This is a genomic window from Pseudoalteromonas sp. SWYJZ12 (genome assembly GCF_015864395.1).
Lineage (GTDB): Bacteria > Pseudomonadota > Gammaproteobacteria > Enterobacterales > Alteromonadaceae > Pseudoalteromonas > Pseudoalteromonas arctica.
In genome coordinates this window covers 88,624-114,440 of sequence record NZ_JADYXH010000009.1, presented here as the reverse complement: position 1 = coordinate 114,440, position 25,817 = coordinate 88,624, and the positions used below count along the sequence as shown (strand labels likewise).

Sequence of the window (25,817 nt, the reverse complement as noted above, 5' to 3'; positions counted from 1 at the left end):
CGTACTAATATGTTGCTTTAGTAAAATTAATAAGGAAATTATATGTCGGTTGAATTATGGTCAGATGATAGGTTGAATCGAAAACAAGAAGGACAATGGCTTGTTCAGTTTTTAACGAGTAAATACGCAATATTAGAGGCTGAGCATAGTAAAAACTATGTATTAAATGTCAATGCAGAATGGGGCTTTGGTAAAACATATTTTATTAATAACCTCGCAGAAGAGCTAAAAGAAAAGAAGCATGTAGTTGTATGTTTTGATGCATGGAAAAATGATTTTTCTGAAAATGCTTTACTTAGTTTTATTGCTGAAATAAATGAAGAATTGACTAATCAAGGCTTACTTAGTGCGACCGATGGTAAATTAGCTGGTATTGCAAGATCAATGAAAAACGCAGCACTTCCTTTACTCGGTGGTTTTTTTACTAAACAGCTTTTTGGTATGTCTCTTCAAGGGGTTGAGGCTTTACTTGAAGATGAGCAAGAGAGTGAAGGGGCTTCTGTCAAGGGGGCTGAACAGTCTGGTTTGTCAAAAGATATTACTACTGTTGCTTCTTCAATCTCTACAAAGGCAGCTGAATTAGCACTAAAAGAGTATCAAACAACAAAAAATGCTATAGGCCATTTTAGGGAAAACCTAAGGCTATTAGTAGAAGGTTTAGAAGGTAGCGCTTCATTCAAAGCTCCTCTATTTATCTTGATTGATGAGTTAGATCGTTGCAAGCCTTCTTATAGTATCCAATTGTTAGAGACGATTAAGCATTTATTTAATGTCGAAGGCGTCTACTTTATTGTCGCTACTGCATCAGAGCAGCTAAGCCATTCGATTAATGCTGTCTACGGTGAAAAATTCGAATCTAAACGTTATTTAAATCGATTTTTTGATCAAGAATATTCACTTAAAAGCCCAGATAAAGAAAAGTACTGTAACTTTATTTGGTCAAAGTATTTGCCTAATGAAACTGTGTTCGTTCCGGTTTTCCAAGCGGATAATAAATCAGAAGATATAATAAATATTGGCATACTCAGTAAGGTTGCGGAGTATATGCGGGCTGGTTTAAGGGATATTGAACAAGCAGTTAAGCTTTTATATGCAATTCAATTAACACAAGAAAAGACTGATTATCTATTTTCATTACCTTTGTTTTATATCATTGTGTTAAAAATCAGACACCCCGAAATTTATCCGTATTTCAAAAATAAATGGGGGCCGAATATCTTCAATCAAACACACGGTAGTAAATTTGCTGAGTTTCAACAAGATAACTTTGATTTAGCGACTACTTACAAAGGTATAATCGATTATAAAATAAGTGAATCAGTAAAGCTGTTTTGTGATCCAAATACTAAACTTTATACTCCTGATTTAACTCCTCCTCAAGGACGAGGTGTACCTGTAAAAAGCTTAAAAGATCATATAGAAAAAGGACTTTATGATGCGAATAGAAATCGAGGGTTTAAGTTAATTAAAGATTTATCGAATTACATACATATAGTTGAGCAAGCGGGTCAGCTATCTTAAACAGCAGTCTATATGAGTAAAGGTTATCAGCTAGGTTATTCAGTTTTGTTTTTAACAAGCACAAAAAAAGCGACTACCCAATATGGTGTCGCTTTTTTAGTAAGTAGTATTAACTACTTATAAAAGGCTTCAACAGTGCCTTTTCTTGTAAGTAAAAGTGGTTGTCCGCGACGATCAAGGCCTTTTGGAGATGCAAACTTTATCCAACCTTCGCTGATGCAGTATTCTTCAACATCAAAACGCTCTTTGCCGTTGAACGTGATACCAATATCGTGTTCAAAAACTTCTTCCACATGATGTGGGCTGCGTGGATTAATAGAAAGGCGATCTGGTAAAGCAGGTTTTGCGGTAGTGTCGTTCATGGTCATATTCTATATTGAATGAAGTATGCGCTATTGTAGGCAATACAAAGCTTTCGCTCAAGAGAGATAGTAGTAAATGTGTTTAAAAATGTACTAATTAATAAGTTGTGTATACAAATGAGATTGCGCTTGGAAAATATTTACAGAGGAGGTTTTGAAGATATTTGACTAAATAATTATAAAGGTAAATATATTAATGGGTTATTTCTAACCCACTAAATTGTATAGCAATTAGATGCTAACAATATTCTCGGCTTGTGGGCCTTTTTGACCTTGAGTAACAGTAAACTGTACACGTTGGCCTTCAGCTAAAGTTTTGAAACCGTCGCCAGAGATTGCGCTGAAATGTGCGAAAACATCAGGACCAGATTCTTGCTCGATGAAACCAAAACCTTTTGCTTCGTTAAACCATTTTACTGAACCAGTAGTTGTAGTAGACATAATATGTATCCTAAAAAATTAATATAAGTGTGCCTGAAAAGAGGCGATTGAGCCGGAAAAAATAGTTAACTTGAGGATATCGCGTAGGATTATTACTAAAACAACTCGGTACTAACAAATAAAACAAAACTTCTTTCAAACTAGTATTCAAAATGGGTTATTACTAACCCATTAAATTGTGTAGCAATTAGATGCTAACAATGTTCTCAGCTTGTGGGCCTTTTTGACCTTGAGTAACAGTAAACTGTACACGTTGGCCTTCAGCTAAAGTTTTAAAACCGTCGCCAGAGATTGCGCTAAAATGTGCGAACACGTCTGCGCCAGATTCTTGCTCGATAAAACCAAAACCTTTTGCTTCGTTAAACCATTTTACTGAACCAGTAGTTGTAGTAGACATAATATGTATCCTAAAAAATTAATATAAGTGTGCCTGAAAAGAGGCGATTGAGCCGGAAAAAATAGTTAACTTGAGGATATCGCGTAGGATTATTACTAAAACAACGGGGTACTAACAAATAAAACAAAACTTCTTTCAAACTAGTATTCAAAATGGGTTATTGCTAACCCATTTTAACGAAAGCAATTAGATGCTAACGATGTTTTCAGCTTGTGGACCTTTTTGACCTTGAGTAACAGTAAACTGTACACGTTGGCCTTCAGCTAGAGTTTTGAAACCGTCGCCAGAGATTGCGCTGAAATGTGCGAAAACGTCAGGACCAGATTCTTGCTCGATGAAACCAAAACCTTTTGCTTCGTTGAAAAATTTAACTGTACCAGTTGTAGTATTAGACATAATAGTATCCTAAGAATTAATAAAAGTGCGCCTTAAATTAGGCAATTTAACAGGAAGAAAACATACATTTAACTGAGGATAACGCGAAGGATTATTACTAAAACAACGTGGTACTTACAAATAAATAGGGTTTTCTGTCAACCCGATGCCAAGCAGGATAACAGTAAATTGAGCTATATACCAAGCCCTATTGTAAATTTATTTTAGAGTAAGTGCTTTATTAGTTTGTTTGTTTTTTAACTAACCAGTCATGATTAAGGTGATCTTTTTTGCGTCTTAATTTGAGTTAATTTCAATTTAATCAATGCTTTATGTTTGTATTAGAACGCGGTTCTAGAGTAGGTAAAATGCAAGTTTTAAGTGGTTAAAACATGACCTAATTACCTACTGATTTTTTGATATATATCTTAAATAACTTGATTCATTAGCTCCAAATTACAAATCCAAGTATTAATAATGCAATCCAAAGTGTTTCAGCCACAATTAAAATAATGGGTTTCATACCTACTTCGGTAAGCTTTCCTAAATTAGTTTTCATTCCTATGGCTGAAATAGCCGCAATTAAAAAGAACTGCGAAAGTTCGTTAGCGGTTTCAAGTACTATTGTAGGAAGTGAAAAGCAGCTATTTATTATCATGAGTATTACAAAGCCAATTAAAAAGCCAGGTACTTTAGGTAATTCTCCGTGTTTTTCTTTGTTTGAGCGATTAATAACGACCATCATAATAAGTACAACAGGTAGTAGCATGGCAACACGTACAAGTTTAGTTAGAGTTGCTATATCGCCTGTCTCTGGTGATACCGAATAACCTGCACCCACTACCTGGGCTACATCATGTATTGTGCCACCTAAGAATACGCCTGCATTATGGGCGTCAAACTCAAGATAATTAACCACAATAGGGTAGAGGATCATAGCGAGGGTCGACATAGCTGTTACGCCAATAACGGTTAATAAGGTGTCGCGCTCTTTATGTTCGCTGTTTGGCATAATAGACGAGATAGCCAGCGCAGCAGACGCTCCACAAATAGCAACCGAGCCACCTGTTAGTGCACCAAAGCGTTTTTGTAAGCCAAATGCGCGCGCTAGCACTACACCTAAAATAATAGTGGTAAATATGGCGCCCGCTAACATAAGTGCTGTTTGCCAACCCAGTGTTACTAAATCTCCCAGCGCAATGCGTGTGCCTAGCAGTACTATACCTACACGCAAAATCGTGGTGCCAGTAAAATCGATACCTTTGGCGCAAGGGCTATCGCTTTGATACAAAAATGAGACTGCCATACCCAGTAACAAAGCAAACAACATGGCTGGCGCACCATAATGTTCGCTTAAAAATAAGGCGGCAAGGCCAGTCATTGCAGCAATGCTGGCACCTTGCCATAAAGGTGATATTTTACAGCTTAATTTACTACTTAAGCGCTGCATTACGCTTTAGCTGCGGTAAGTGCTACTAACACTTGGCGCTTACGTTCACCTGTAAAAGGGCGACGACCATGCATAGCCATTTCGTTATCAACTAAAGCAACGTCACCGTCTTGCCATGCAAGATCAAAGGTAAATACTTTAGAAAGCTCCACAATTTTATTAAGTCCAACTTTAGGAATCGCACTACCATCACCAAAGGTAATGGCAATTGATGGATTATCGCGTACACCTTTCCAGCCCATGTAAGCGGCAATCAGTTGGTTATAAAAAACCTGTACGTTGTTTTCAAGAGTTACTACAGCAGGCAGTACTGGTGTAACGGCTTTTAGTGAGCCGTCTTCAAGCCATTCCCACTGGTAACCAAGTTCGGTTAATTTATTATGTGCTTCGTCTTTGGTTTCTACACTTAGCGTACTTTTCCAGCTTCGGCCTTGGCCTGATGTTGCGTCGTCAGCGGCTGGCATATAGGTGGTATATTTTAGGCCTTTGTGTTCAAAGTCATGGGCAAGCTTGCTGTCGTATTCTTTTAATGCACTAAATAATTTATCTGATCGGCAAAGAGGTGTTGCACCGCCTTCTTCTGCGGCCGATTTACAAAAGAAGAATAATTTACTTGGCGAAATAGGCGTTTGCGCCATTTCGTGATGTAAGTATATTTCTACATCTTTTGGCGCTTCGTTAGCTGTAAATACACGTTCGGTAAAATTAATACGTACCGCGTTAGACAGTGACTCTTTATAAGTAAAATTGTCATAATCAAACCCGGCTGAAAAAGTATCAAATGTTTCGGCGCTATTTACAGGAAAGCCACGAAACAACACAGCACCTGAGCTGCGAAGTTTTGTAGCCAATTCACTTTTATTTGCGCGAATGAAAGCTACCGCTTCTTCAACGGTGCTGGCGTTATTGTTATTAACAACAATGCACGGAAAAACCGAATCATCGAATGTTAATTGAGTTGGCACTGAGGCGTAGTTAATTTCGGTAGCTGACATTGTATGTTCCTAATCGTAAATTGGGTGAAAACGGTTAAAGGCAGCTTCACAAAAGTGCCCAGGGTCGTTGAATCGGCGATTACTGTTAAGCGCAGAAATTTGCGCCATTTCTTGCTCTGTTAATTCAAAATCAAACAGTGCGATATTTTCTTTCATGCGTTCAAGTTTTGAGGTTTTAGGAATAATGGCAGTGCCGCGTTGCACGCCCCAGCGAAGAACTACTTGTGCTGGCGTTTTGCCATGATTGTGTGCGGCCGCTTTAACAACGCTTTGCTCAAGAACTGATTCAGTTTTATCAGCCATTTCTAGCTCAAGGTATGAAAGCGCACCCAGTGGTGAAAACGCAGTAACCGGAATATCGTACTGCTTTGCGAGTCTTACTAATCGCTCTTGCGTTAAATAAGGGTGCGACTCAATTTGCAACATAGCGGGTTTGATATTTGCGTAGGTCATTAAATCGTGAAGCAGTGCGCTTGAGTAATTACATACCCCAATGCGTTTTGCTTTGTTGTTGTGTACTTGTTCTTCCATTGCTTGCCACGTTAAATACAGAGGTACTTTTGCAAGCTCCATTTGTGGGTTTTGCGCCGTAGGGTCAACAAACCACTCTGGAGGATAGCGGGTTTCTATTGGCACAAATGTTTGCGCAATCGGAAAATGAATTAGGTATAAGTCTAGGTAATCTAGCTTTAAATCACTCAGTGTTTTATCAATCGCGAGGCCAACATGCTCTGGTGCATGAAAGGTATTCCACAGTTTTGATGTTACCCATAATTCTTCACGGGTACATAAGCCATCGTTTATTGCTTGGGCGATGCCATCGCCTACTTGTTCTTCGTTACCGTAGTCTGATGCGCAATCAAGATGGCGGTAACCTGCCTTAATGGCTTGGTATACCGTTTGTGCACAATCTTCTTGCGCGACTTTCCATAAACCGAACCCTACTGGAGGGATATTATTTAATGAACTCATTGGGAATTCCTGTTAAAAATGCATAATGACTTAGGTCTTGTATAAGACATAAGTTATTATACGAATCAAACAGTGTCAATACTGTGTTAACAGCAAAGCAGTAAATGGTTCAGTTAAAAAACCTACAGGCAGCAAAAAGGCAGCGTTTGCTGCCTTTAAAAAATATTTAATTATTATGCGCTAAAGTGGGTTTTTAGCACTAAACACGCTTTTAATTAATCAAGTTCAATTTGATAGTGGTAATGATCGCTACGGCATTTACTTTGGCGGTATTCAATACGTTTACCTTCGATTGATTCGGTAATGCGTGATACCAACAGCAGTGGATCGCCAGCTTTTATAGCAAGCATTTTGGCATCATCCATTGTAGCAAGTACGGCTTTAATACTGTCTTGGGTTTTGTGTACAGTTTGGTTAAATTTGGTCTGATAGTAATGGTACAATGTATGCGGAATATCACTACTTTGATGTATATCAGGAAAGTAGCTTTGTGGTAGGTATATAGTTTCGCTCATGCAAAATTCGTTATCAAGAATACGCCTACGAACAAGCTTGGTAACTTTGTCTTTTTTATTGAGTTGTAACGCTTCTATTACTTCAACTGGCGCTGCACAAAGCTCAACCGATAGCAGTTCAGCCTTTGGCAAATCGGCACCTTTACCGTCTGCTTGTAACGGAAAAAACCTAAATAAGGCATCTTGCGCAGTATGTTGCGATACAAACGTACCAACGCCTTGGCGACGAGTTACTATTTTATTGTCGGTTAATAAGTTTAGTGCTTTACGAACTGTACCTTGGCTTACGTTAAATTCTTCAGCAAGGCGAAATTCGCTTGGTAGTGCTTCGCCAGGTACCCAACGTCTTTCAACAATGAGCTGTTTAATATAATCAGCCACTTGTAAGTAAAGTGGTTGAAAAGCCAAGCTTGGGCCACTTAATTTGTGATCAAACATAGAGTTACTCATTATTATTTACCATTAAATTTAATCCACCTGTAGTTATAGCATAGGTGAAACCTTTTACGCATATTTGCGCTAGCTCAATTAAACGTGAACTACTGCTGTAATGTTTAATAGGCGCAAAATATACATTATGCCTAAAAACAAATCGTTACACTACAATAGCTCACCCTTAGGAAATTAAAAGTGCTCAGTATTTCTTTTGAACTCATTTTGCTTATGGCGCTGTGCCTAAGCCTTGCCACTGTAATGCAAACTCTTAGCGGGTTTGGCTTTGGGTTGCTGGTGGTTGCAAGCTTTACGTTACTTGATGTATTGCCACTCACGGCAACTACATTTTTAGTGAGTTTGCTGGGGTTAGTTAATTCAACAACCGTGGTCGTTAAAAACCGCAGTTCGGTAAAAGTACCCGAGCTAAAACTTATGTTGTATACCGGTATTCCGCTAATGCTGTTAGGTTTTGTACTACTTGAATATATGTCGTCACATTTAACACACTATTTAAACTTTGCTTTAGGTGTAAGCATTTTGCTTTGCTGCGCTTTAATGCTGATTGGCCGCGAGCGTACAAATAAACAAAGTCGTCCTCGTTCATTTTTAATAGCCGGTGGAGTAAGTGGGTTACTTGGTGGGTTGTTTTCAACCTCAGGGCCGCCGCTTGTGTTTCAATGTTATAAGCAAAGTTGGTCTATTGAAGCTATTCGCAGTACGTTATTAGCGGTATTTACTATTGGTGGACTAGTACGTGTAGGTATCGCTTTATTTGGTACTTTGCCTGGGCTCGACATTATGTTTTTAATTGCAGCGGCTATTCCTTTAGTGTTGCTAGTTACGCATTTTGCTCGTAAATTAACGCCCTACGTTGACGCTAAATGGGTACGTATTATAGCAATTGCATTGCTTGGCCTAAGTGGTATATCGCTGGTGGCAACATCGGCGCCGGGGATATTTTAAAAATCGCGATGTAAATAATTCATCTTGAGTTTATTTACGTTGACATGGGGATTACAATTATTTAACTTGTGTCTTATACAAGACTAATAATTGGTTAAGGAACTCCCATGAATGCATTTGAATTACGTGAGCCAGACTGGAACGCAATAGAGCCAGCACGCTTAACCGCACAGCCAAAGTTACAAGGTAATGTGCTGGTTTTGCCCACTCAGTTTGGTGATATTAGCGTAACGATTAGCCAGTTTGGCTTACGTTTAAATGCAGGCACCACGCATGACGAGCAATTTAAAATATTAACCACAACCCCATCAGAATACCCCCTCACACTTAGCAAAAACAATAATGATTACAGCGTAAGTGGTGGCGAATACCGCCTAGAATTTTACAGCGACCCTTTTCATTTCAAACTTTATAAAAACGATGAGCTAGTACAGCAATCAGCAACTGATGGTCACTTTGTACGCCAGCACCGTTTACCGCCACTAGCTAAAACCGATAACGGCTGGATATTAAGCCTAGAGCTTAACTACGACGAAGCCGTGTATGGTCTTGGCGAAAAATGGGGCAAGCTTGATAAACGCGGCCAACTTATTCGTTCATACAACCACGATGCGCTAGGTGTTAACGCCGAAAAGTCTTATAAAAATACCCCGTATGCATGGAGCCCAGAAGGCTGGAATTTATTTGTACATACACCCGCACCGGTAACTCATGGCGTAGGTTATGCACTTTGGTCGCAACGTGCATATGTATGTTTAGTTGAAGATGACGCGCTAGATGTATTTTTATATCAAGAACAAACACCTGCCCAAAGCATCAACCGTTACTGCGAGCTAACAGGTTTTGCACCGGTACCACCGCAGTGGAGCTTTGGTGTTATTTTATCAAAAGCGTATTACAAAGATGCTGACGAATTACTTAGTGTTGCCCGCGAAGTACGCGCTAAAAATATGCCGTGCGACGTAATTACTCTTGATGGCCGTGCATGGCAAGACACCGACACCCGCTTTGCATTTGAATGGGACCCAACACGCTACGCCGACCCAAAACCGGTGCTTGATGAATTAAAAGCGATGGATTTTAAAATTTGTGTGTGGGAATACCCGATGATCTCGGTAAATAACCCATTATTTGCTAAAGCGGCCGAAAACGGTTGGCTAATAAAAGACAAACGCACAGGCAAAGCGTATCAGTACGAGTGGGATTTAAGCCCATTTGGCGAAGTACTTACGCCACTGCCAGAATCGGGTATTTTAGATTTTACGCACCCTGATGCTTACGAATATTGGCTCGAATCGCATAAGCCTTTGTTTGAGCTTGGCGTAGATATGATAAAAGCGGATTTTGGCGAGCAGCTAGAAGACGACAATATGATATCTCACAGTGGTGATAGCGGTATTAGGCTACACAACGTTTACAGCATGTTGTACAACCGCTGCGTTTTTGAGGCCGCCGAAAAATACTGTAAAACTGGGCCATTTTTGTTTAGCCGTTCAGCATGGACGGGCAGTCAACGTTTTCCTGCACAGTGGGGCGGCGACCCGCAAGCCGATTGGCAGGGTTTAGCGGCAAGCATTCGTGGCAGTTTAGCGTGGGGTATGTCGGGTGGGCCATTTTTTGCAACTGACATTGGTGGTTTTTACAAAGACACCCGCGACGCAGAACTTTACGTGCGCTGGGCACAAGCGTCGGTATTTAGCGCACATATGCGCTTACACGGTATTGGTCCTCGCGAACCGTGGTCTTACACCGAGCAAGCAAGTGATGCGGTATTTGCAGCACTTAAATTACGCTACCAGTTAATTCCGTACTTACAAACATGTGCAGAGCAAGCGCAGCAAACAGGCTTGCCGATTCAGCGTGCCATGGTATTGGCATTTCCTGATGATGTACTGGCACATAGTTTTGATCAGCAATTTATGTGCGGTGAAAAATTACTGGTTGTGCCGTGTGTAGTACCAAACGGTAAAGTTAAGTTTTATTTACCGCAAGGCAATTGGATTCGCTTCCCCGATAAACAAGTTTACGAAGGGAGTAAGTACTACGAGCACACACTCGCACTTGAAGAAATGGCAGTATTTGTACGCGAAGGCGACAGCCTAATACTTGGCCCAGAGGTTCAACACACAGAACAAGACATGAGCCAATTAACAGCATGGCCTAAATAAAACTCGGCTTAATAAAAAACACACACAACACATATACAACACACAATAATAAAGATATTAGCTTACTTTTTACCGAGTAAAGTAAGCTAAAAGGGGCGCAAGATGGAAGGTATGAACATTACCATGACACTGCTATCGTGCTTGGCGTTTATGGCGCTGGTGGGATATATCTCGTACCAAAAAACCAAAGGGGAAGTTAACACCCAAGATGGCTACTTTTTAGCAGGTCGTGGGTTAACAGGTACATTTATAGCAGGGTCGATGATCCTCACTAACTTATCGGCCGAGCAACTAATTGGCCTTAATGGCTCAGCTTATGGTTACAACCTAAGCTCAATGGCGTGGGAAGTAACCGCAGGGATCTCAACCATTATTATGGCGTTGATCTTTTTGCCTCGTTATTTAGCGGGCGCGTTTTCTACCTTACCTGAATTTTTACGGGATCGTTTTGACGATACCGTACGACGCATGACGGTGATCTTATTTATGGTAGGGTATTGTTTTATAACGATCCCTTCTGTTTTGTACTCAGGATCAATTGCCGTACTTAGACTTTTTGATGTACCCACCTTATTAAATATGAGCTACCAAGCAAGCCTAATTGTGACCATTATTACAGTGGGTTCAGTTGGGGCTATTTATGCTGTATTTGGTGGTTTAAAGGCGGTTGCGGTATCAGATACCATTAACGGTGTTGGGTTATTAATTATTGGTATTTTAGTGCCAACACTGGGCTTAATTGCATTGGGTGATGGTAGTTTTTCAGAAGGATTAGGCACCCTAGTAAACACCGACACAGAAAAGCTCAATGCTATTGGTAGTAGCGATGATCCCGTGCCATTTGGCACTATTTTTACAGGGATGATCTTAGCTAATTTGTTTTATTGGGGCACTAATCAGTATGTGATCCAGCGTACATTGGGCGCTAAAAACTTAGTTGAAGGTCAAAAAGGGGTGTTGTTTTCAGGGTACTTTAAAGTGCTAGTACCGTTTATGATGATGATCCCAGGCGTTATTGCTTACCATCTTTATAAACACGAAAGCCTGCCAACTATCGATTTAGCTTACCCACATTTGGTAAAAGAAGTACTTCCACAGTATTTATCTGGCTTCTTTTTGGCCGTATTGCTAGGTGCTGTATTTAGCTCATTTAATTCATTGCTCAACAGCGCGGCGACCTTATTTTGCTTAGATGTTTATAAGCCAATAAAAAAAAATAAGGTAACAGACAGCCAACTTATAAAAGTAGCCAAAATTACCAGTATTGTTATTGCCATATTGTCGTTTATAACTGCGCCATTATTGATGTTTGCACCTGAAGGTTTATGGCACATTATTCGTGTGTTTACAGGTTTCTACAACATTCCGGTCATCACAATTGTATTGGTTGGTTTGTTTACTCGAAAAGTGCCTGCACTGGGCGCTAAAGTCGCGATTATATTCCATATTATTGCCTACACCTTGCTTAAATTTGTATGGGATGTAGACATTAACTTTATTCATATTTACGCCATTTTGTTCATAATTGAATTGGCAATAATGCTGGGTATTGGTTACTACAAACCACTTAAAACACCATGGCAATTTACACGCAAAGCTGAGGTAGACCTTAATCCTTGGAAATACGCATTACCTTGCGCAATTGTATTAGTAGGCTTGATTGTTAGCTTGTATATATTGTTTTCGCCGCTCGGATTAGTGGGTGGAACCAGTGTGTACTTTGTACCAAGTTTAGTTGCTGTTTGGTCTACTGTTTTAGTGCTTAGCTGGTGGAGTGTACGTCGTTGGCAGGTTCGTTACGAAAATAGCTTAGCGCGTATTGGTGCTAAAAACGCCGCATAACGTGCGGCTATATTCTATACACCAAACTTAAATCACATTTAATTCACATAATGTTTGCATTAGTAAGATAGTTTGTTTAAATTTAAAGCTCTTATATAAGATATAAGAGCTTTAAGGAAAGATCACACACACTGACACCGCTTTTTAGCAACTCACACAATTGCTAGCGCGGTACCACACAGCACACGCACAATATGGAGAATGACATGAGAGCTAAAAAGTCCGTCTTAAGCTTGGCAGTCACGTTAGCAATGACAACCGGTTTAGCGCTTAGCGCGCAGGTACATGCACAGCAAGAGCAAACCGAACAAGAACAACAAAAAACAGAAACAGCTAAAAACGATACATTTGAAAAAATAGTCGTTACTTCACAAAAAAGAACGCAAAGTTTAAACGAAGTACCTGTTGCGGTATCGGTACTTAATAGCGATCAAATTAATTCAGCTTTTGCTAATAACATGGAAGGCTTACAGTCACTTGTTCCTTCGGTTAGCTTTAGAAAAGGCACCACAACACGTAACTCAGCGCTAACAGTGCGCGGTATTGGTACTATTTCATTTAGTATTGCTGCCGAACCAAGTGTGGCAACTGTTGTTGATGGCGTGGTACTTGGCCGCTCGGGTCAAGCATTTGCCGATTTATACGACGTAGACCGCATTGAAGTATTACGCGGGCCACAAGGTACGTTATTTGGCAAAAACGCCTCAGCAGGTGTGGTAAATATTACCACTAAAGATCCGTCGTACGACACAACCGGCAGCGTAGAAACCTCGTTTTATCAAGATAACGAATACCGTTTTAAAGGTGTTATAAGCGGCGGTTTAACCGACGATTTAGCCGCTAGCTTAACAGTATTTAAAGGCAAGTTTGACGGTTACATTGATAACGTTTACAACAACGAAAAAGTAAACGGTTATGACCGCGAAGGTGCACGTGCTGTATTTAAATACGAGCCAGAGGACGACTTAAGCGTAAAATTTATAGCTGAGTTTTATAACGCAGATGACGACTGTTGTGCCGACTTAGAAGCCCTGCCAAGTGGTCGTAATCCTGATTCAAAAGCAGCGCCAAACAGTAACGGCATTGTGGATGGTGTAGCCGATATTGACCTAGACCAGCGCAAAGTTGACCATGACTACGAGTCGCGCACAATTGACGAACATAGCGCATTTTCGGTGCAAGTTGATAAAACAATTGGCGACTATACGTATACTTCAATTACTGCACAGCGTTCATGGGATAACACAGAATACCGCGAAGGCGACTTTACCTCTATTGCTGGCGACAGCAGTGAGCCGGTATTTGGCGCGCCGTTTCAGTTACATGATATTGGTGCACAGCAATGGGATCAGTTTTCACAAGAGTTTAGAGTTACATCAAACCTAGCTGGGCCATTTAATTATGTTGCCGGCTTATTTTATTGGAACATGGATTCACAACGTAACTTTACTCGCGATGCAAGTTGCCAAAATAATGGTGGCCAGCTTGATAGCGCAATGGCTTTTTACGCGCAAAATAACTTATCGGGCGCTGAGCTTGATACAGCACTTGCTGATTTAGAAGGTTACACACAAGGCCTAGGCGTTAGCTGTAACGCAAACGATATTGTATCGGCCACTGCTTTTATGAGTACAGAATTTAATAACTGGGCAGCCTTTGCCGATGGTACCTACGATTTATCTGAAGATTTACGCGTTTTATTTGGTATTCGTTACACCGACGATGAAGTGTCTTACACGCATCGCCGTGTAAGTAATGATGTATATGGCCGCACCGGTGTAGGCGTGCGCCCAGCAACACTTAATACAGATGATGAAGGCAAAGCCGAAGAAACCAACGTATCGGGTCGTCTAGGTATGCAATACGATTTAGGCGATGGCCAAATGGTATACGGTACTTACTCGCAAGGTTACAAAGGCCCAGGTTTTAATATTTATTATAACTTTAATCCAGATAACGACAGCCGCGAAATAGCACCTGAAGAGTCAGACGCTTATGAAATAGGCTACAAATACGCAAGCCGCGAATTTGTATTTAACATGGCTCTTTTCAGAACCGAAATTGAAGGCTTTCAAGCTAACAACTTTGACTGTTCAGACGGCACCTGTATTACCCGCTTAACCAATGCGGGCGATGTAAGTACACAAGGTGTTGAAGTTGACTTTATGTGGGCTGCAACAGAGTCGCTAACGCTTACCGGTGGTGTTGCTTACATTAAAGCCGAAATTGACGAGTTTAATTGTCCGGCAGAAGTAGCTGCGGGTTCGTGTACTGACCGCTCAGGTTTAGATGTACCATTTTCGCCAGATCTTAAATACTCACTAACGGCTGATTACTTTATTGAAACCGACCATGGTTTTAACGTACACATAAACAGCTCATACATTTACACCGATGAGCAATACTCAGACCTACCAGACAACGTAGGCGAATTTAATCCAGCTGCTTTATTACCAGATTACGGTATTTTAAATGCAAGTGTGGGTTTGTCGTTTAAAGATGACGCGTTTAGGGTATCGCTTATTGCTAAAAACTTAACCGACGAAAGCTACGTAACTACCTACAGTGGCGATAACTTCCGTTACCAAATACCGCGCGATGCAGAACGCTACTTTGGGGTATCGTTTAAAGCACGTTTTTAATATTTAAATAATTCCCTCAATAATTTCCCTTAAAAGCGCAACGTTTAACGCGTTGCGCTTTTTTTGTGACTTATTTTTGTAATAGTTTAGTCATCTTACTTTCATCAAAATTACCTTTATCAGTCACATCTGTTTTCTATAGTGCAGCGGTTGATCTTTTTTGTGTTTACACATTTCAAAAAATAACCACTAAACAATGGGAATTACGGATGAAAATTAAAAAAGTCGCTGCGGCAATCGCGCTAACATTTGCGTTTAGCGCAGTTAGCCATGCTGATGTACTACCGCAAAGCCAAAAAGACAGCAGCTGGTATAGCGCTGCGCAAACTAAACTAACAACAAAAACAGCACAAGCGCAGGCTACACAAGCCACTAAAGCTAAAAACGTTATTTTATTTGTGGGCGATGGCATGGGTATTTCTACACTTACCGCCGCGCGCATTTTACAAGGGCAGCGTAATAACCAATCTGGCGAAGAAGGTTATTTAAGCTTTGAAGAGTTCCCATACTCTGCACAAGTTAAAACGTATAACGTAGATGCTCAAACTCCCGACTCAGCAGGCACGATGACGGCTATTATTTCCGGTGTAAAAACCGATGTGGGCGTTATTGGTGTAGACGAAGATATTGAACGCGGCGTGTGTTCAACAGTGGCAGGTAACGAGCTAATTACCGCAACTGAATTGGCTGAAATTAAAGGGCTATCTACCGGTATTATTTCTACAGCACGCATTACTCATGCAACCCCTGCTGCCACATATGCTAAATCGGCTGACCGTAACTGGGAAGACGTATCAGATATGCCAGAAGATGCCGTAACGGGTGGCTGTGAAGACATTGCATCGCAACTGGTTAACTTTGAAAAAAACCTAGAAGCACGATTTGTAGGGACCGACGTAGACGGTCTTGATTTTGTAATGGGTGGCGGTCGTCGTCACTTTTTACCAAAAGACGAAACAGCTAACTCAATAGATGCAGTAAGTGCTATAGAAGGCGACCGCACTGACGAGCGCAACTTAGTAACTGAGTGGCAAACACAATACCCAGATGCCACATACGTAATGGATCAAACGGGCTTTGATGCAATAGCAGATGACGCCACTAAAGTATTTGGTTTATTTAACGAATCCCACATGCAGTACGAAGCTGACCGCGAAAATGACGTAGCGGGCGAGCCTTCACTTACCGATATGACCACTAAAGCAATTGAAGTGCTTGGTAAAAACGATAACGGATTTTTCTTAACGGTTGAGTCGGGTCGAATTGACCATGCGCACCACGCGGGTAATGCATACAATGCGCTTAACGACACCATTGAGTTTGCTAAAGCCGTACAAGCAGCGGTAGATAACACCAACCCAGAAGAAACCCTTATTTTAGTAACCGCCGATCACAGCCATGTATTTACTATTGCAGGCTACCCTAAGCGTGGTAATCCAATTTTAGGTCAAGTAGTTGCAGTAGGTGCAACAACACCAAGCCTAGCCGCCGACAATATGCCGTACACCACAGTAGGTTACGCAAATGGCTTAGGTTTTAGAAATCTAGGCGACGAGACTGATGCTGATGCAAGTTACACAAGTGCTGCTGTAGCAGGGCGTGTTGAGCTAAATGGCGTAGATACAACAACCCCAGGTTTTCACCAAGAAGCAACCGTACCAATGGGGTCAGAAACACACGCAGGTGAAGACATATCTTTGCATGCTAAAGGTCCTGGTGCTCAGCTAGCACAAGGCGTAATTGAACAAAACGTTGTATTTCATTTAATTAATCAAGCTCTTGAACTAACTCAGCAATAATGGCGGCTAACATGAACAAATTAACGGTACTTTCTTTGGCAGTAATGGTCGCGCTAGCAGGTTGCTCGAGTGACGATAACAAAAATGAAAACAATATTATCGCAGTAGATAACGCTATTGCAGTGGGCTCTGAGCCGTGTATTAATGGCGGTGTAGAGACGCAAGTAGGCGCAGATACCAATAATAACGACGTGCTAGATAGCGACGAAGTTAACTCAACTAATTTAATGTGTAATGCACCTGCAACGTCGTTAACAAGCGAGCAGTTAGCCTCGCTCACTAGTAATACGTGGTTTAGTGAAGCACAAACAAAATTAGGTGCTGCACAAACAGCCAGTAGTAACATTGTTACTGAATCAGGTAAGGCTAAAAACGTAATTTTATTTGTGGGCGATGGTATGGGTATTTCTACCATAACCGCAGCACGTATTTTAGCGGGTCAGTTAGAGGGCGAAATGGGTGAAGATCACCAGTTAAGCTTTGAAACTATGCCTTTTTCGGGCTTTGTAAAAACATACAACGTAGATGCGCAAACGCCAGATTCGGCAGGCACTATGACCGCAATGGCATCGGGTGTTAAAACCGACGCAGGCGTTATTGGTATTGATGAAGCGGTTGAACGTGGTAATTGTGCATCAGGCAAAGGGCACGAACTTGTTACCTCGTTAGAGCTTGCTGAAATTGCAGGTAAAGCAACAGGGATTATTTCTACAGCGCGTATTACTCACGCAACACCCGCTGCAACGTATGCTAAATCGGCAGAGCGTAACTGGGAAGATATCTCCGATATGCCAGAAAGTGCCGCAACGTGTGAAGACATTGCATCGCAACTGGTTAACTTTGAAGCCAACCTAGAAGCACGCTTTAGTGGTGTTGATGTAGACGGTATTGACGTAGTAATGGGCGGCGGTCGTCGTCACTTTTTACCAAAAGATGCCGCGTTTAATTCAGCCGATGCAGTAAGTGCTGTTGAAGGGGATCGTACAGATAACCGCGACTTAACCGCAGAGTGGAAAACGCAATATCCAAATGGCACGTACGTAATGGATCAAACCGGTTTTGATGCAATAAGTGACGACGCCACTAAAGTGTTTGGCTTATTTAACGAATCCCACATGCAGTACGAAGCTGACCGCGCAAACGATGTTGCAGGCGAACCTTCGCTTTCGCAAATGACCGAAAAAGCAATAAACGTACTTGATAACAACGAGCAAGGTTTTTTCTTAACGGTTGAGTCGGGTCGAATTGACCACGCGCATCATGCGGGTAACGCTTATAACGCGTTAAACGACACTATTGAGCTTGCCAAAGCCGTTAAAGTGGCGATGGAAAACACCAACCCAGAAGAAACATTAATAGTTGTAACTGCCGATCACAGCCATGTATTTACCATTGCCGGTTACCCTAAACGCGGTAACCCAATTTTAGGTAAAGTGGTTGCAGTGGGCGCTACTGAGCCAAGCTTAGCCGCCGACGATATGCCTTATACAACGGTTGGTTACACCAATGGTGGTGGCTTTAGAAACCTAGGTAGCGAGACTGATGCCGATGCAGGTTACGCCTTTGCACCAGTTACAGGGCGTGTTGATTTAACAGATGTTGATACAACCACACCTGGTTTTCATCAAGAAGCACTGGTACCAATGGGCTCAGAAACACATGCCGGTGAAGACGTAGGCGTTTATGCAATGGGACCAGGTGCACACTTGGTAACAGGCACAAACGAGCAAAGCTTTTTATTCCATGTAATGGACTTTGCAGCTGATTTTGTAAAAACTGCAGACGAAAAACTAGCGCAATAAATACCGGCTAGTTATAAATTTAGTTAAATATATCTAAATAAAAAACCCCGCCTACTTTGCGGGGTTTTTGTCATTAAACTGACATTTATAATCGTTATGTTATTGCCATAAACTTGAAATATAAATAAGAGATAGCTAAATGAAAAAAGCGTTATTAATAATTGCCACGCTTGTAAGTACAAGTAGCTTTGCCTCGCAGTGCGATATTGATGCCAAGCATTTAAAAGCCGATTATAAAATTACCAACAGCCATAAAGCACAGCAAAGTAATGAGTCACTTACCCTTTGGCGAAACGATCAGCAAGTAGCGCATCAACGCCAAGTAATTACCGAGCTTTGGCAACATTTAGCTAATAAGCAAATTCGCCCTATTCGTTATTTTAATGCCCAGCAACGCGGTATTGAATATCAGCCATCTGAGGTACGCGGCGTACAAAATTGGAGTGCTAAAAACCAGCTGGTGGATGCGCACTTAATAGAAAAAATGACGCTTTTAAACACCCAAGGCACAGGCTGCGATGAAGTAAAAAACTACGAACTTACTGAAGGTGACAACCAATTTAAACTCGCTTTATTTACGCAATCAAATTTGGTTAAAAGCTTTAGCGTAACCAATAAAAAAGCCCAAACGAACACCGTGCTTAGCCTTAATAATGTAAACAGTAATAAAGCAGAAATAACCGCGCAGTTTGCCAAATGGGATCGCTTTCAAACCACCGACTACGCCGACATTGGCGATAACGAAAACGACCCGTTTTTAGCTAAAATGATCAACCTTGGTTTTATAGAGCACAGCGCAACAGGATTTTATAACCAGCAGGGTGAAGCTATTGAAGGTGGACATCACCACTAGGTTTTAGATGTGTAGCTCATAGCTAAAAAATGACAAGGCTATGAGCTAAAAGTAGGTATTTAATAAGTTAGGTAATGGAAGCTACAACCATCAAAGTCCTATCATCAAGCTACTTTTCTCTTATTTCCCAAGCAGATCATCGTTTGTATAACATTTATAGTTGGTAAAAATTTATACTATTTGTTATTAATAGAAGTTCACACTATCGGGACGTTTTAGTGAAAATAAGGAAATGTCCTTTGGTAGAGCTGTTATATGCACAAGGAGTATTAGCATTGTTTAATAAATTAATTCCAATTTCACTAATCGTTTTATTATCAGCATGTGGTGCAACTCACCCACCCTCATACCAAAAAGACAGAGCACCCGAAAATAGAGATCAATATAGCGGTGCGGAAGGTATGACTCAGTATCAAAAAGACCAAAGTCACCTTATGAGTAAAGAATTATCTGATAAATGCAAAAAAGCTAAAATTGATCTGGTTATCGCAAAAACTAATGAAGACTCTAAAGAAATTCATAAACAAAATTCATTAATTAAGAGTACATGCGTATAACGGTTTTATTCCGAGTAGGGCAAAGTCATTCAAGAAAACTAAGTCTAACAAATAATAGGCGGCTACCTTGTAGCCGCCTATTATTTGGATCTTACCACTAAGAATTCAAACTCAACCGCCTAACACTACTCAAGATGAGCATCATCAGGCTTTTTAGGTTTACTCGCTACTTCTGTTAAGCCGTCTTCGCAATCGCCGCTGTCGCAGGTATTTAAATCGCTTTGTGCTTGTTTATCTTGTTGCAGTACTTGTTTTAAATCTTCCATGCGTTGGCGAACTGCTACGCCGTAGCTGGCGTCGTCTCCCCACAATGCAGCCAGTTGCAGTACTGCAGCGCGGTCGTGGTCTCTAAATAGCTTACCGGCGCGCTCTGCATCTTGTTTAGTGTTACCTAGTAACTCAAGTGCCTCTACGGCAAGGTTAATAGCTGAGTCGACTGTTTCGCGGTTAAACGCATCTACTTTTAAATTAAGTAACTGATACGCATGACGGCGGTCGATTGCGCGAGCAACTATTTTAAGCTGCGGGTAATTTTTATGCGCGAGCTTAATTATCTCAATGGTTTTATCGGGGTTATCGATTGCAATTACCAGCATTTGCGCAGTGTGCGCGCCTGCGGCTTCAAGGAGTTCTTGGCGTGCGGCATCGCCATAAAATACGGTATTGCCAAAACGGCGTAGTAATTCTATTTGGCTAGGGCTGTGATCAAGTACGGTAATTTCGTAGCCTTGCGCGTGCAGTAAACGCCCCATAATTTGGCCAAAACGTCCGTAGCCCGCAATAATTACGTGTTTAGCGGTGCTAATTTGCTCTGGCTTATCAAACTCAGGCAGAGCACTGCTGCTGCGTTTTTGTATTTGCTCATAAACCATAAGTAATAACGGCGCTATTAGCATTGATACCGCCACAACTAAGGTAACAAGGCTGGTTTGCTCGGGCGTTAAAATACTTAAGGTAGTGGTTACGCTTAAAAGTACAAAGGCAAACTCACCCCCTTGGGCAAGCGCTAAGGCAAATAATAACTGCTGTTTACTGTTAATTTTAAAGGTAACGGCAAGGGCAAATAAAATGCAGGCTTTAACTACAATAAGTAAAACCACTAAGCCTATAACGGTACTAAACTCGTTAAATAGCAGTTCAAAGTTAATTGATGCGCCAACAGTTATAAAAAACAATCCTAACAGTAAGCCTTTAAAGGGTTCTATATCGGCTTCTAATTCGTGTCTAAATTCGCTCTCGGCAAGTACAACGCCGGCTAAAAAAGTTCCCAAGGCAGGCGATAAACCAATACTTTGCATAACTAGCGCAATAGCGACCACTAAAAACAGTGCAAAAATAGTAAATATTTCACGCATGTGTGTTTGAGCAATGTATCTAAATAACGGCGCCGATACATATTTACCGCCGGCAATAATAGCGGCAATAACCGCAACCGATACACATACTTGTTGCCATACAGGCCAACTTGCAATAATCGAATCGCTGATTTCTTTTGTGCTAGTTTGCGGGGCAAATGCGAGCAGTGGCAATAGGGCTAAAATAGGAATAATTGCGATGTCTTGAAACAGCAATACCGAAAAAGCGTTTTGTCCGGCTTCTTGTTTTAGCCAGCCTTTTTCTTCAAGGCTTTGCAACACAATAGCCGTAGAGGAGAGCGCGAGCATTAAACCAATGGCGAGTGCGGTTTGCCAATGCATGGCAAAAAACCAATAACAAAATGCAAATATAGCCGCTGCCGATAACACAACCTGTAAGCCGCCAAGCCCTAAAATAGAGTGGCGTAATGTCCATAAACGCGAAGGTTGTAGTTCAAGGCCCACTAAAAACAGCATCATTACTACGCCAAATTCAGCGAAGTGCATTACATCGGTTTGATCGCCCACAACACCCAGCGCATAAGGGCCAATGAGTATGCCGGCAATTAAATAACCTAACACAGAGCCAAGTCCGACTCGTTTTGCAATAGGGACAGCTACAATGGCTGCTGCTAAGTAAATTAAAGCAATTTCTAACACGCGTTTATCCTAATAACATCAAGGCTTTTAGAATGGCTTAGCTGCTTATAAAATACAATGGATTATATGGCTCAAAGTTGCTTATTTATCAGTAGCTATAACACTAATAGTTATAACTACTGGGCTAAAAATAGCACTTTATGTTGAAGGGCTTGTTGGGGACTAAATATTACAAATACTTATAATTGCTGAGCTTGGTTGGCCTGAATCAGAATGGTAAATAGTAATGTTTGAGCTGATTGTATTTTCAACGCTTGTTTCAATTACTGTTACTTCAAATTCGGCTGATGCAGGTAGGTCGATATCCAATTCGCTATCGAGGTAAGTACTTCCGCTTTTTTGCAAAGTAAGTGGTTTGGTTTGATCAAAGCTAAATTGAAAGCTATCTGACGCTAAAAGTGTATCTACCATGTTAAAGCGTAGGTTAATGGTGTCGGGGCCTGAAAACTCAGCACACACAAATACCGAAACCTCAACAGCTTGTAAAACGGGCATGCTATTTTGGCCTATATCCACAGTAAAGTTGCTTTGCGTAATCGCTACAGAGTTGTATTCCCCAGCTGCAAGCCTTTGATCTGCTGTTGTTATCGTTATTTTTTCACCTTGCGCTAAATTAACCTCTTCATCAAAAAAGCCGTTTGTGTTGGTGCTGTACTGCTGTCCATTAATTGTTAGCTGTGCATTGCTTATAGCCGCTTTTTGCACATTAGTGAGTTGCCCTTTAATGCGACCGGTAAGTAGGGCAGAGCTGGTTACTGTAATTGAAAATTGCACACTTTTTGAAAAGCCATCAGCATCAGTTGCTATAAGGGTTAGCGTATAACTACCTGTCATATCGGCGATAAATTCGGTAATACTTTGGTTTGTATTGCTTAAGCTGGTGCTCGAGCCTGAAGGCGCTGATAGCGTCCAAGCGTAATCGAGAGAGGTTCCTTCTGGGTCGTAACTTTGGCTTACATCAAATTTAACTGCATTGCCCACTACATCGTAGCGTGATTGCTCCCCCGTGAAGCTAATTACTGGCAATGCGTTTTGTATTACATCAATTGTTAGGGTTTTTGTGTCAGAGAACTGCACGCCATCGTTAGTGCGTAACGAAATAACAACTTGCCCCTCTACTGATGCACTAAACGTTGGTTTTGATATTGTATTACTGCTAAGCGTTGCTTGGCTTTGCGACGAAATGATTTCCCATTGGTAGCTTAGTGGCTGGCCCTCTGGATCGTAACTAGTTGAGGCATCAAGTAAAACCTGTTCATCAACCGTTATGGAGGTTTCATAAGTTACCAAAGTAATAGGCTTTTTATTGCTACTGGCGTGCAGTACTGAGGTTGCTTGGTTTGAGCTTAATTGCCCATCAGACACTGTAAGCACCACAACGTAGTCGCCTTCTTTATCGGCAATAATAGAGGGCGTTGCTGATGTGTTGTTAGTGAGTTGCGATGCGCTATTTACAGGCTTGGCTTGTAACTGCCAGTTATAACTCAGCGTATCTCCGTCTGGGTCGCTACATTGTTGGCACTGCAAAGTGGTTGATTCGTTTAACGTAATATCACGTTCGGATTCAAGAGTTGCTATTGGGGCTTTATTGCTTGTGGTAACAGTTAAAGTAACTGATGCGGTATCGCTTTTGTTTTGTTGGTCGGTAACAGTGAGTGAAAGCGCGTAATCTCCAGCTGTTGACGCTGAAAACCCAGCGGTATGATTTTGCATGTTTGAAAGAGCTGGTGTGCTGCCCTGGGGTTTTGATGTAATTGCCCAGACATAACTAAGCGTATCGTTTTTATCGGGATCAGTACTTTGGTTACCATAAAGTGTAACAACTTCATTTGGGGCAATTGTTTTATTTTCTACGGTTATAACCGCTTGTGGCGATGAGTTAGAATTAAGTGATTCACTCTTTATGAGTACGACAGTGTTTGCTGTATCACCTTGTGAATTAGTAACGGTAAGCTCAATTTTAAACTCGCCTATTTCGTCGGCAACAAACTGGCTTTTTACTTGAGTCGCATTTTCAAGCGTTGCATTACTTGCTACAGGCTTGGTAATAAACTGCCATTTGTATTGATTAATGGCGCCGCTGGTTGTGCTACTTTGCGCGCCATTTAAAAGGACAACATCACCTTGCTTAACGGTTTGTGTGCTACCTGCGTTAGCAATTAGTTGGGTATTTGCAGTAACGGTGAATTGTTTTTGTGCCGGTGTGCTTGAAAGCTTGCCGTCACTCACGGTTAATACTAATTGGTACTCTTGTGCTTCAGATACTGAAAACTCAACGGTACTTTCATTATTAACCGTAATCGGTATTTCTACTTGTTCGTTTTTGCTGGTTAATTGCCATTGATAGGTGAGTGCATCGCCATCGGGGTCACTACTTTGTGCTGCGCTAAAAACGAGGGTGGTATTTACTTTAAATCCCGATTGCTCGGTGGTAATAACTGCAATAGGCTTTGTGTTAGTACTGACTGGTTTAGTTACTGTTTTGGAGTCTGAACCTCCAGAGCCACAAGCTACGAGGGTGAATAAAGCAGTAATTAAAATTAATAACTTCCATTTCATAATATTAATATCCTTTTAATAAGTTGAATATTAATATGTACCCAAATTAGCTATAAAGCAAAAAAATAAATCAAAATAGGTACTTTTTATATTATTTTAGGAAATAGTTAACGTGAAGCAGTGCTGCTTTTAAATAACTTATACTTTGAGAGGAGTGCTTTATGCCCAGATTGATAGGGCATAAAGTATATTAAATGGCAGTTGAATAACGCTTAAATAAAGTTAGTCAGCTACTTTTACTGAACCGCTAATATTATCGATACTTACATCGCCCGAGCCCGACTCAGTAATAGTCAGCCCTTTGGCATGGTTAACGCGAATATCACCCGAACCGTCTTCAATTGTTACGCTTGAACCAATATGCTCAATGACCATGTCGCCAGAGTTATCATCAACATTAACAGCACCGCTTATATGGCTTATCACTAAATCACCCGATCCATCTTCAACGTTTAGCGAACCGGTTATGTTGCTCACGTGCATTTCGCCAGAACCATCGTCAATAGTTGCATTGCCGCTTACGTTGTTTATATGAATACTGCCAGAGCCGTCGGTTAATTCTAAATTACCTGCGATGTTTTCAAGGGTTACTTCACCTGATCCATCGTCAACAGTTAGGTTTTTAGCACCGCTTATCGTTAAATCTCCTGAGCCGTCTTTTACATCAATATTGCTTTGCATAGCACTTATTAAAATGTCGCCAGAGCCATCATCAATATCTAAATTTAGATTACTTGGCACAGTAACCACTAAATTAATACTTGGAGATTGGCCACTGTAAAAGCTAATACCATTACGACTTTTATTTTGGGCAACAAGCTTTGCCTGTTTACCGTCTTGCTCGAGCGTTAGCTCGTATTCGTCTTCAATGTCGGCTGTGTAAATAGTGGCATCAACACTGATGCTGGTGGCCGTTTTTGAGCCTTTTATTTCAAGGCTACCTGCGCCGCTTAACACATTTAAATATTCTAAATTATTGCTTGGCAGTGATAGCTGTTTTGTTTGTTTTACTGAGGCAACGCTTGGCGATATATGAAATACACAGCCACTTAATAATAAAATGCCGCCAATAAGTGAAAGTGGTTTTGTAATGTTAGATACAGTTGATGAGCTCATGTTTAGTCCTTTGGTATTTATTGTTTGTATTTATATAA

General features: G+C 41.0%; 20 protein-coding genes. 9 read left to right on the top strand and 11 right to left on the bottom strand.

Translation table 11 applies throughout. The features are described from left to right. Positions 1-42: 42 nt before the first annotated feature. The gene (locus I6F42_RS12170; RefSeq protein WP_197152307.1) at positions 43-1,521 is read left to right on the top strand and encodes a P-loop NTPase fold protein; all 1,479 of its coding nucleotides are present in this window, start codon (positions 43-45) and stop codon (positions 1,519-1,521) included. 113 nt (positions 1,522-1,634) lie between these two features. Here the strand turns inward: I6F42_RS12170 and I6F42_RS12165 are convergent, their stop codons facing one another. The 8 genes from I6F42_RS12165 to I6F42_RS12130 all read right to left on the bottom strand — a co-directional run bounded on the left by I6F42_RS12165 (position 1,635) and on the right by I6F42_RS12130 (position 7,478). After that, positions 1,635-1,883, bottom strand: a complete 249-nt coding sequence (locus I6F42_RS12165; protein ID WP_002963088.1) for a DUF3297 family protein — start codon at positions 1,881-1,883, stop codon at positions 1,635-1,637. Positions 1,884-2,114: 231 nt separating this feature from the next. Beyond that, positions 2,115-2,324: a cold-shock protein gene (locus I6F42_RS12160; RefSeq protein WP_006792549.1), complete on the bottom strand. Its 210-nt coding sequence runs from the start codon at positions 2,322-2,324 to the stop codon at positions 2,115-2,117. Positions 2,325-2,511: 187 nt separating this feature from the next. Continuing rightward, positions 2,512-2,721, bottom strand: coding sequence for a cold-shock protein (locus I6F42_RS12155; protein ID WP_010554515.1), 210 nt, complete (start codon positions 2,719-2,721; stop codon positions 2,512-2,514). Between the two features lie 186 nt (positions 2,722-2,907). After that, positions 2,908-3,117 carry a cold-shock protein gene (locus I6F42_RS12150; protein ID WP_006792548.1) on the bottom strand — a complete coding sequence of 70 codons (210 nt, stop codon included), beginning with the start codon at positions 3,115-3,117 and terminating at the stop codon, positions 2,908-2,910. Between the two features lie 424 nt (positions 3,118-3,541). Continuing rightward, on the bottom strand, positions 3,542-4,546 hold the full coding sequence (locus I6F42_RS12145) for a YeiH family protein (RefSeq protein ID WP_197118323.1): 1,005 nt from the start codon (positions 4,544-4,546) through the stop codon (positions 3,542-3,544). Further along, positions 4,546-5,541 carry a TauD/TfdA family dioxygenase gene (locus I6F42_RS12140; RefSeq protein ID WP_197152306.1) on the bottom strand — a complete coding sequence of 332 codons (996 nt, stop codon included), beginning with the start codon at positions 5,539-5,541 and terminating at the stop codon, positions 4,546-4,548. The genes I6F42_RS12145 and I6F42_RS12140 overlap by 1 nt, the downstream gene beginning before the upstream one ends. Positions 5,542-5,550: 9 nt before the next feature. Further along, positions 5,551-6,513: an aldo/keto reductase gene (locus tag I6F42_RS12135; protein WP_197152305.1), complete on the bottom strand. Its 963-nt coding sequence runs from the start codon at positions 6,511-6,513 to the stop codon at positions 5,551-5,553. Between the two features lie 215 nt (positions 6,514-6,728). Beyond that, positions 6,729-7,478 (bottom strand): GntR family transcriptional regulator, encoded by a 750-nt coding sequence (locus I6F42_RS12130; RefSeq protein WP_024589596.1) that lies wholly within the window; start codon positions 7,476-7,478, stop codon positions 6,729-6,731. Between the two features lie 180 nt (positions 7,479-7,658). Here I6F42_RS12130 and I6F42_RS12125 point away from each other — a divergent pair, with 180 nt between their 5' ends. From I6F42_RS12125 to I6F42_RS12090, 8 genes are all read left to right on the top strand, one after another. Beyond that, positions 7,659-8,426, top strand: a complete 768-nt coding sequence (locus I6F42_RS12125) for a sulfite exporter TauE/SafE family protein (protein WP_024589597.1) — start codon at positions 7,659-7,661, stop codon at positions 8,424-8,426. A 107-nt stretch (positions 8,427-8,533) separates the two neighbouring features. Beyond that, positions 8,534-10,594 (top strand): alpha-xylosidase, encoded by a 2,061-nt coding sequence (locus tag I6F42_RS12120; protein ID WP_197152303.1) that lies wholly within the window; start codon positions 8,534-8,536, stop codon positions 10,592-10,594. A gap of 102 nt (positions 10,595-10,696) precedes the next feature. Beyond that, positions 10,697-12,436, top strand: coding sequence for a solute:sodium symporter family transporter (locus I6F42_RS12115; protein WP_197152301.1), 1,740 nt, complete (start codon positions 10,697-10,699; stop codon positions 12,434-12,436). Positions 12,437-12,642: 206 nt separating this feature from the next. Beyond that, positions 12,643-15,078 (top strand): TonB-dependent receptor, encoded by a 2,436-nt coding sequence (locus I6F42_RS12110; protein WP_101217640.1) that lies wholly within the window; start codon positions 12,643-12,645, stop codon positions 15,076-15,078. Between the two features lie 209 nt (positions 15,079-15,287). Then, a complete protein-coding gene (locus tag I6F42_RS12105) occupies positions 15,288-16,877 on the top strand; it encodes an alkaline phosphatase (RefSeq protein ID WP_197152299.1) in 1,590 nt (529 codons plus the stop codon). A gap of 11 nt (positions 16,878-16,888) precedes the next feature. Next, positions 16,889-18,679 carry an alkaline phosphatase gene (locus tag I6F42_RS12100; RefSeq protein WP_197152297.1) on the top strand — a complete coding sequence of 597 codons (1,791 nt, stop codon included), beginning with the start codon at positions 16,889-16,891 and terminating at the stop codon, positions 18,677-18,679. A gap of 139 nt (positions 18,680-18,818) precedes the next feature. Further along, positions 18,819-19,532 carry a hypothetical protein gene (locus tag I6F42_RS12095; RefSeq protein ID WP_197152296.1) on the top strand — a complete coding sequence of 238 codons (714 nt, stop codon included), beginning with the start codon at positions 18,819-18,821 and terminating at the stop codon, positions 19,530-19,532. Positions 19,533-19,807: 275 nt separating this feature from the next. Then, positions 19,808-20,089, top strand: a complete 282-nt coding sequence (locus I6F42_RS12090; protein ID WP_033026271.1) for a hypothetical protein — start codon at positions 19,808-19,810, stop codon at positions 20,087-20,089. Between the two features lie 125 nt (positions 20,090-20,214). Here the strand turns inward: I6F42_RS12090 and I6F42_RS12085 are convergent, their stop codons facing one another. From I6F42_RS12085 to I6F42_RS12075, 3 genes are all read right to left on the bottom strand, one after another. Beyond that, on the bottom strand, positions 20,215-22,104 hold the full coding sequence (locus I6F42_RS12085; protein WP_010554522.1) for a monovalent cation:proton antiporter-2 (CPA2) family protein: 1,890 nt from the start codon (positions 22,102-22,104) through the stop codon (positions 20,215-20,217). A gap of 162 nt (positions 22,105-22,266) precedes the next feature. After that, positions 22,267-24,663 (bottom strand): PKD domain-containing protein, encoded by a 2,397-nt coding sequence (locus I6F42_RS12080; RefSeq protein WP_197152295.1) that lies wholly within the window; start codon positions 24,661-24,663, stop codon positions 22,267-22,269. Positions 24,664-24,885: 222 nt separating this feature from the next. After that, positions 24,886-25,779: a hypothetical protein gene (locus I6F42_RS12075; RefSeq protein WP_197152294.1), complete on the bottom strand. Its 894-nt coding sequence runs from the start codon at positions 25,777-25,779 to the stop codon at positions 24,886-24,888. Between the last annotated feature and the right edge of the window lie 38 nt (positions 25,780-25,817).